1 protein-coding gene is annotated in these 238 nt (G+C 57.1%); it reads left to right on the top strand.

Translation table 11 applies throughout. From position 1 onward, the window contains the following. Positions 1-238: hypothetical protein (locus tag HMPREF2551_RS09565; protein WP_168167201.1), on the top strand; the 238-nt coding region annotated here is incomplete at both ends.

Raw genomic sequence — 238 nt, 5'->3', positions numbered from 1 at the left:
CAAACTGAATTCAGACGGCCTCACCATCACAGGCGGTCCGAGTGTGACCAAGTCAGGCATCAATGCCGCCGGCAACAAGATTACCAACGTTGCCCCGGGTACCGATGATACCGACGCCGTCAACTACAGCCAGCTGAAACAGCAAAGCGCCGCAGCGCGTACCGAAGTTGCCGCCGGTACCAACATTAAAGACGTGGTGAAAACGACTGGCGCCAACGGCCAAGACGTTTACACCGTC

Source organism: Neisseria sp. HMSC066H01 (genome assembly GCF_001837375.1).
GTDB lineage: Bacteria > Pseudomonadota > Gammaproteobacteria > Burkholderiales > Neisseriaceae > Neisseria.
The sequence above is the reverse complement of the archived record's forward strand: the minus strand, read 5'-3'. Positions and strand labels throughout refer to the sequence as shown.